At 39.8% G+C, this 9113-nt stretch carries 7 protein-coding genes; all 7 read left to right on the plus strand.

The features are described 5' to 3' along the window. Positions 1–386 precede the first annotated feature (386 nt). Positions 387–1091, plus strand: coding sequence for an MEDS domain-containing protein (locus C7H79_RS15645; protein WP_106708200.1), 705 nt, complete (start codon positions 387–389; stop codon positions 1089–1091). An 800-nt stretch (positions 1092–1891) separates the two neighbouring features. After that, positions 1892–3325 (plus strand): M10 family metallopeptidase, encoded by a 1434-nt coding sequence (locus C7H79_RS15650; protein WP_106708201.1) that lies wholly within the window; start codon positions 1892–1894, stop codon positions 3323–3325. A 787-nt stretch (positions 3326–4112) separates the two neighbouring features. Next, on the plus strand, positions 4113–4724 hold the full coding sequence (locus C7H79_RS15660; RefSeq protein WP_147383637.1) for a hypothetical protein: 612 nt from the start codon (positions 4113–4115) through the stop codon (positions 4722–4724). A 393-nt stretch (positions 4725–5117) separates the two neighbouring features. Further along, positions 5118–5279 carry a helix-turn-helix domain-containing protein gene (locus C7H79_RS18495; protein ID WP_197714660.1) on the plus strand — a complete coding sequence of 54 codons (162 nt, stop codon included), beginning with the start codon at positions 5118–5120 and terminating at the stop codon, positions 5277–5279. A gap of 176 nt (positions 5280–5455) precedes the next feature. Continuing rightward, complete coding sequence (locus C7H79_RS15670) at positions 5456–6475, plus strand: hypothetical protein (protein WP_106708203.1); 1020 nt, start codon at positions 5456–5458, stop codon at positions 6473–6475. Positions 6476–7231: 756 nt separating this feature from the next. After that, on the plus strand, positions 7232–7414 hold the full coding sequence (locus tag C7H79_RS19115; protein ID WP_242447337.1) for a hypothetical protein: 183 nt from the start codon (positions 7232–7234) through the stop codon (positions 7412–7414). Beyond that, positions 7398–9113: WD40/YVTN/BNR-like repeat-containing protein (locus tag C7H79_RS15675; protein ID WP_242447338.1), on the plus strand; the 1716-nt coding region annotated here is incomplete at its 3' end. The genes C7H79_RS19115 and C7H79_RS15675, both read left to right, overlap by 17 nt.

The following is a 9113-nucleotide window of genomic DNA, read 5'->3' on the forward strand; positions in this document are numbered from 1 at the left end:
GTTACATAGCTTATTACCTATTGAAAGGAATAGAGTGACCTAATTATCCTTTTATTTTGTATTCTCCCGGCACTGTTATTTTAGTCAATTATTCCCGTCATTTTCTAATTCAAAGCCATCCTCGCGTTACCAATCAGAAAAGTCATACAAAGAATGCCAATCTTTCGTTAAGTGTACGCATTCGTACCGACACGCTTCAGGTTTTATCTAATTATAGAGACCTTACACAAGCTTATATAAAGAAAAATATTCTACGAAAATATGCAAGTGATTAATACTCCTTGCATATTTGCTTAAGAATCGAATGTTTATCCATAGTCAGAAAAGTGATAAATGATAAATACTTTCTGGATCTGAAGTGACTGCTTATTTATCGTTTATAATTTATGGCTATAAATTTTAATAACTTGCAACATGTTTTAACTCTTCCTGCGCCGAGACATCATATTGTTCAAGTATGCGAGAATGAAATTTCTCAAGCAGATATACTTACTGATTTCATTAAAGATGGTTTGCTTAAGGGTGAAGCGGTAATTGTCATTGTTAATATTGTTCTGCGAAAAACCATAATTTCTAAATTAAGTTTGGCAGGTTTACATCTTCAAAATTTTAAAGATAATAGCCAAATTAAATTTCTTGATACTGATTTTCTAATATCGAGCCTTTTTATAGATGGTGCAATTGAAAAACAAACTTTTCATAAACTTTGTGCATTACCGCTATATGAAGCTCAATTAAAATTTAGAAAAGCACGTGCATTTGGTGATCTGGTGGATGTCCTATGGAAAAATGGTCAGCAAGTCGCAGCACTAATGCTTGAGGAAATGTTCAATAATTTATACAATCGAGAAAAAGTAGCTATTCTGTGTATATATCTTTTGAATAGCTTAGATTCGAATAATTTGGAGGGTGCTTTAGAGCGTATCTGTAAATACCACACTCACTCAATTCCAATTATCCCATCCCATTCTTTATTAGACAGAACAATACTGAGAGAATTTGTATCCGCGTGGGTGAATGTGTGCAACAAACTAACAAAATTTCATTCTAATAAGTCCACTAATAAAGTGGATATTATTGACCTGACTTAAATAAAAGATCTCCACTATTATCCAAAATATACGGATAAAATAATTTCAAAGCCATAAATATCATATTTCCCGAATTTTTGTTTCGAGCTCGATTGTTGCCTTTTGCACAACTTATTTCGCCTTGTTGTTAGGGCTTTCCTGTCCTTTTTGATGTTTTTTGTTCTTTTGAAGTAGTGAATCTCAACTAAGAATTGGCGCTAAAGACAATAACGTAATGAAACTGTACCGTTCAAAATCGCAGAAGCTAAAGAATTAAAAAGTGGGATTCTTTGAAATTACCTTAAATAAGTAAAGGTGGGGTAAGCAAAAAGTATACTCCAGTTTTTAGGGTTGCGCGTCAGTAATCAGACCGATGTTTGCTTTATAAAGATTATTGGATTCTCTTTCTACACAAAGAGTATCTTCATTTTATGAAGGTTTGCTGTAAGGCTTGTTCCTTAAGCAGTTCCGAATCAATAATCCAAAGCTGAATGTAAAATTTTTAGAGTCAACTGTTCCCCGATCAGTATCACCAATATGTCTGAGAATGATGTCAGCAATAAGAGATTTGCTTTGCGAATATTTGATGACACGCCGAAAGCTGTCAGGGCCTTGTCGTCGCAAATGCCGATGGTGACTTCCTGATAAGAATACGATTATTTTAGATAAAGATTCTGAGATTAATAGTATTATGATTATCAGAATTGGTCGCTAAAAGAGGGAAAGATTGAAGGGTATAAAATCTGTGAGTTTTTCGTTATATAGGATGTTACATGAGATCACATGACGCATTACGTGCCTTTGCTGGAATATACCCATAGATGGCATTTTCGAATCCGGTTACCAGCCCATTTGCTGGCAATGTCTACATTGATGGCTTGTTGTGGGGCAGTCATTGGAATGATCCAACCATAGGAACTCGCTTGAAAGTTTATATTGCGGGTATGAACGGGAATGAAGTTTTCGATTTTGGAGGCACTCCGATTACCGCAAATACTGATCCGAAAGAAGCTGCCATGTTTCAGCACGCCGCGCAGCTTATCGAACATATTTGTAATGTTAATTTTATGATTGCGACCAGTCAGTCGGATGCCGACATTATTGTTGGCGCAGCCGGTAATGCCGATGTACACGGCGCATTGGGCGCTTCTATTCCTCCCGGTGAAGATATCGGTCCGGTGATCAATCGTCAAGGCGCAGCGATAGTAAATTTTGATGCCTATTCGTCAGATGATTATTCAAGTCTTCGCCAAGGAGGATATGATTTCACTACGTTTATACATGAACTGGGTCACTCGGTTGGATTGAAACATCCGCATGACTCAGGAGGAGGTGGGCGACCAAACTTTCCGGGCGTTACTGGTCCGTTTGGGGATTATGGAGATTTCAACCTCAATCAAGGTATCTATACCATGATGACCTATAACGATGGCTGGCAAACAGGTCCTAACGGCCCGCTAGATCCTGCCATCACTCCGCGCTATGGATATGAGGGCACACCCATGGCCTTCGACATTGCGGCTTTACAATTTCTTTATGGTGCTAACACGAATTACCGGATGGGGAATGATATCTATACCTTGAGTTCGAATAATGCGCCAGGGACCTTCTATTCTTGCATTTGGGATACCGGCGGTATTGAAACCATTCGTAATTCATCGATTAAAAGTTCGACAATTGATTTGCGTGCCGCGACAATTCAACATGCATTGGGTGGTGGCGGGTATCTCTCGGTTGTTGACGGGATCAATGGAGGATTCACCATCGCTCATGGAGTCATGATTGAAAATGCCACTGGCGGCACCAGCGCCGATACTATTACAGGCAACTGGATGGCGAATACGTTGATTGGTAATGCCGGGAACGATCGGATCAACGGATTGGGCGGTGCAGATAACATTAGAGGAGGGAAAGGTTCTGATACGTTAATAGGCGGCGGTGGTGCCGACAAATTTATCTATACTGCCGTAAACGAAAGTTTCGGCCAATTCGATTTGATCAAGGATTTTGTGCAAGGAATGGATGATATCGATGTGGCCGCGATTGATGCCAATGGGGCCGCTGCAGGTAATGCTGCCTTCGTTTTTCGTGGAAGCTCAAAATTCACGGGTGCAGGTGCGGAAGTGCGATTTGTTAAAAATGCATCGAATAACGTTACCAATGTGCTTTTTGATATCGACGGCAACCAAATTCCCGATATGACAATTCATTTGACGGGCTTGATTACTCTGGAGTCTGGCGATTTTACGTTATGAATAACAAGTAATTCGAAGATGTCAGATTTTTTAAATGCTCCATTTATCTCTCAGCTACATGGGCCCAAGTCAGTGTCAGCCATGAAACCATTGAAGATTCTTCAGTTATATACTTGCAGCTGAAGATAGAAGATAACGGTTAAAGCAATGATGTCAATCAACAATTTGCAGGTTTAGATTTATCGGGTCTGCGTGAGCGGGTGATTGCATTGAGCGGAGCGCTGTTGGTGGATAGTGCATCCACCGAGGGCACGGTAATTGATATCAGGCTACCTATCGAAAGCTCTGTGCAATGATCTCCATCCTGCTGATTGATGATCAGTCTTTACCGAAAGAAACATTAAAGAATTGGGTTACATGCTGACCTACGGTAGCGAGGGCATCTCGTTTGTCAACATATACCCAGTTTTTAGTGACTCCTGAGTAACGACAGTCGTTTTGCTGCCTCAACCAAAGTTAATCCTAAAAATTAACTGACTGCTGCCTAAATTCCTGGCTATATTGTGCGCGGGGTAATTCCATCCCCATCCTCCTTTTCATGTTTCCATTTTATGAAACTTCGGACTCCATGAAAATAAGCATACCTCAGCATAAGCCGCAGATCGTTTTTTAACGATGAAGCTGTGATCCAATTGTTCTATTTGGCACTTATCAATATCGCCAAAAAATGGTCAATGCCATTAAGAGATTGGAAACCTGCACTATATAGGTTTACTATCCAATTTTAAGAAAATTTGCATCGACACTATTAACCGCCGTTTACATAAAATCCAGGACGCCCTCCGTTATGAAAAAAATTATGATATCAATTGTTATTCTGTTTTTACTTTCTCAAAAGATTTATGCAAATGTAGTTTATGATGAATCAATCTACGGTGATCTTCCAACTGGGCCTACTGTTGATATTCATCACGGTATGGGAACAAATAGCATCGTCGCAACAACAGGATTTATTTCTTCAATATCTGATTTCGATCATTTTAATTTGATTATGGATGATGGATATAAAATAACTGGTATAAATTATCTAATATCTAATCTCTCTGTTCTTCCAAATACAGATTATCTTATTACACGGTATGATTTATTCGATAAAAATAATTTATTAGACACTACCAAAATCAATATTCTTTCAGATACAAATACTTATTTGTTTAATAAATTTTTGCCGTTGTCCGGTGATTTTTTGATTTATCATAGCGCTTTAGGTCGAAGCACGAATGGCGGAGGCACTTGGGATTATGAGATGCAATTAACGGTCTCTGCAGTACAAGAACCCAATATGTCCTTACTGATGCTTATTGGATTAGCATTGTTTGGTTATATATTTTTAAGAAACAGAAAATCAAATAAAAAAATGCTCCAAGAATTAAATATACGCTACTGTCAACACCTGTGACAATATAGTCCATAATATACATTCCGAAGCTCACCCCAAAAATGGCGTGGAATTTTTGTTTCTCTAAAAAATTTGCCTATTTTAATTATGAGTCTCTATCATGTATGACTTTTTATTCATAGATATTTAATATAATATCCTGTCAAATCTTGTATATGAAGCGGTAGGGATTTGGTGCCGCTGCACTGCCCACTCCGATGCATACTCGCCTTGGTGTTCTCGCAATAGCCGGATAGCTCGTTCCCGTAAACTGGCGGATCACCTTCGTGATTAGCAATGATGAGCTTTTCGATCTTGATTTGTAGGGTTATCACTGATGAAAGATACAACAATTAAAATTGACATGTAGCCCAGCCATCCCGGAGATTTCATCCAAACTGAGATTTAGACGAATTGGGTCTCACTATAACTAAGGCGGATAGCATTCTCGGTGTTAGTCGTCAAGCGCATTCCGATCTTGATAGCCAGAATTCGGCATTGTCACTGGAGATGGCTTTGCGGATTGAAAAAGCGTTTGGCGTATCAATGGATATGCTTTTGCGAATGCAAGCATAGTATGATACCGTGGCTATGCCCAAAAAGGCGGAAATTATTAATGTAGAACGCTACGAGCCGGATGCATATAGGTTTATGTAAGTACTGGATTATTTAACATAACCGGGTTCTACGTTCCATTGCTCTTTCAATCCTGCATTTAACTCATAAACGAAGACACTATTAATAAAATAGAGATGTTTAATGACGGTACCTGGGTTATAAAGAAGCTGAGAAAGTTTATTCCTGAAGAACCTTTTGAGATTTTTATTAACGGAGAATCAAAAGGGAAGGCGAAAGTTATATCCTTTGCGAAACGTGTTTCCGATACTATTCGCTTCCCTCAAGTTCTTGTAATCTACTCTTCCGGATATCTTCGGCTAAAGGCCAGTAGTGATCCTACCCCCCCGCTGCCGTTCGGTCAGAGCTTGGTTCTAGGTCCAGCGATTTCCGGCACATCAACTTCATATCCGGAAAAAACTTTATTCTTCCACCCTCAGTTAAAACGCATTGATATTGATACATCTCAACTTAATCAAAATATCCCGAGAAGGGTATTAATCAGAATTGCTAGCTACGCCCACCCTAAACGTTTGATTAAAAGAAGCACGACCAATCAAATCATGGATCTCAATTGGCTGCTGACTCTAGAGGAAACTGATGGTTCAACTTCTAGACTCAATGTGGAAGGAACTTATAAATTCACAGAGGAAGTAATACCCGATCCTTACGAGACGAAAACGTTCGAATCGTTTCGACTCCTCCAAATTTCTACAATGTTTATAGATGATGTTCGACATGATGTTAACGCACTGCAATTGCACACTGAGAATGATATCTTGACGTTATTCTATGATTCTTTATTGGTAAATCAGTTACTACCAATTATGCCCCGCCCATTAAGCTCTATCCAGCCCATGTTCGACTCTATTCAAACAGATGGTAAGACGCCGCTCCCCAACGGGAATACACCAAGCTATAGAATCCGGATAAATTCAATTACAGGATCGACAAATGGTCCTATTACTATCAGGGCATTTTTCAATAGCAGTCAGAACATGTGCCATGACAATATGGGACTTTGGGCCTTTCAGCAAATATCTGCATTTATTAAAAAGGGCACAACAGGAAGTATCAATTACACGGTGATCGCGAGTGCAAACCCAATTAACCCAGATTTTCCATTAGAACTTTCTAAGGAGAGAAGGCCAGCTTAAATTTGACGGGCAAATCAAAGGACTTGGACTTGTCCCAGAGCCCTTCAAACCACTCACGATGTTGCATAGCAACGGCCATATTTATGATTTTCTTTCGCCCGTCATTTGTGAGGTAAGCTGCTTTGGCAAAGAGCTTTTAGCGTAGCGTTGTGCTGAACATTCGGCTTACCAGCGAAAACCTATGCGATCTAACAGTTGTTTCATCAAGCCCATTCCTCCCCAGGCAGTAGTCTCTTTTTCAGTAAATCGAAGCTTAAATTTCATCAAAACCTCCCGGATGAAAAATATGCATCTGGAAAACAGCTTTAATTTACCAAAATATGCTTATTTATAACAGCTTATTCTAATGGCTTCCATTAGAAATCAAACCTAATGGGAAATCTGGGTTTAATAATCACCGCTCCAATCAAATTCTGGCCTCTTTGTCCGGGCGGCCTAAACTTGAACATAACGTCTTATATTAACTCCCGGATAACTCATCCCATGGTAGACAATCTTTCATTTTTACCTAGCGATAATTTTGTTTAGAGTTTTTTGCTCTCTCATCACAGCGCAAACTTTGAATTGATCAGAAATTTTATAGTACAGGCGTACTATAAAAAAAGGACTAATAACCTATTGTATCAAGACATATTTACCCTAATATTAACATCCAGTTTAAAAATATATAGAAACTGAAGGATTATCAATTATCAAAGCTACAACATGAGTTTATAGAGTTTTTATCGATGAACGGCAAAACATAATGGGTCAGAGATGTTAATTAAATTAAATAAAATTCAAATCTACAGCATTCGCCAATTTGCTGTGATTGTGACATTTGTCATGTCGTTTGGTATTTTCGGTATGCATGCGCAAGCTCATGATCCCCACGATATGATCAGTGCATTTGCTGCATCACCCAATTTTGCAACTGATAACCATGTTCGCAGTAACTGATGGCGCATATACAGGTTGGCGCTACGATGAAATACTGCGAACCACTGATGGTGGACTTACCTGGACCAATATTCCAAATGGAATGGACCATCCGTATGAATTCAGCGTTCTTCGTGTCTCGCCGAAATTTAGTACCGATCAGACTGTTTTTGCTGGCTTCAAAGGGAAAGTGGGAGTTTATCGATCAACCAAACGAGGTGATTCATGGGAGCCCTATAATACAGGTCTTTCCCCTTCAAACAAGATTGTAAAAAAAATGGAGGTTGCAGAATCAAGCACTGGTTACGTGCTTTTTTTCGCTGATGGTAACGGAGCGCTGTTTCGCCGTTCCAACGCAGATTCAAGCTGGGTTCAAATACTCGATAAAACCAATAAGGTGGCGGTTATTGCGATATCTCCCAACTATGCTACTGACAAAACTTTATTGATCGCAAGTAATGCTGGTAGCTTAAGAAAATCTACTAACGGAGGTATCGATTGGACCAATTTGGGTACTCCAACCGGAACGGTAATCTATGATATGGCCATCGCTCCAGGGGCCGCAGAAATATTTCTGGCAACTCCAAACTTTGGCATTTTCTATAGCAAGGATGGAGGTAGCTCGTTTATTAACAAAGGGGTTAATCTACCTCACGAAGCGATCAATAATATAGCAGTTTCACCGAATTACTTGATTGATCGTACGGTATTTTGTACTAGTTTGACTCAATCTGTATACAAATCAACAGATAGAGGTGATAACTGGACGCTTTTTAATTCACACGCCAAAATTACCGGCCAAACTCCTTTACTTCTTGAATTAACTGATTTACAAATATCAAGAACATATGCCACAGATAAAACAGTTTTCTTGCCCGTCTTTGATGGATTATTCATGTCTAAGAATGGCGGAATTAAATGGCTTCAGCGTCAAACACGAATTGATATATTGACCGGGCTTGCGTTATCTCCAAGTTTCCATACTGACCACAAGATGATTGCCACCACTTATTTTGGTAAAGGCATAGTTATTTCTTCGAACAATGGTACTACATGGTCTACCAGTGGCTGGCCGAATCCAACGGGACGGAAGATGAATTTTTTCGACTCGCAGATCGTGAAAAATCTCAACGGTTCTCAAACAGTGGTTTCTGCAACCAGCGGCGGCATTGGAAATTCCACCGATTTTGGAACCAGCTGGAGCGTCAAGTTTGTTCCAAGATTTATTGACTCTAAAATCGTTTCATTTACTGCACTAGCGGCATCACCGAATTTTGCCAGCGATAATGAGATTTATCTTGGCACGAGATTGCATGGAGTGATTCAAACAAAGGATGCTGGCAAAACCCTGAGGTTGCAACACGGAGTTCCAGATACCCATCCTATTACTAGCGTAGTCGTTTCACCGAATTATGCCAACGACCGTACCGCGTTTGCCGCTACCCGTAATGGAGAAGTATGGCGCACTCAGAATGGTGGTGTTACCTTCTTGCGAGTGGGCGCTAGTTCGATCATATCGCAGGGCTGGCCCGGACAAAAATATACATGGGTAGCAATTTCTCCCCAATTTTCAACTGATAAACTTGTTATTGTGGGTACTACCAGCGGTATTTACCGTTCAACCGATGGCGGAACCACCTGGAACAAAGAAACCAACGCTACAGTTGGATCAAATGCAGTGGTCCAACAAGTGGAATTCTCGCCAAACTTCGCTATCGAT

The sequence above is a fragment of the Nitrosomonas supralitoralis genome, assembly GCF_003011925.2.
Taxonomy (GTDB): Bacteria; Pseudomonadota; Gammaproteobacteria; order Burkholderiales; family Nitrosomonadaceae; genus Nitrosomonas; species Nitrosomonas supralitoralis.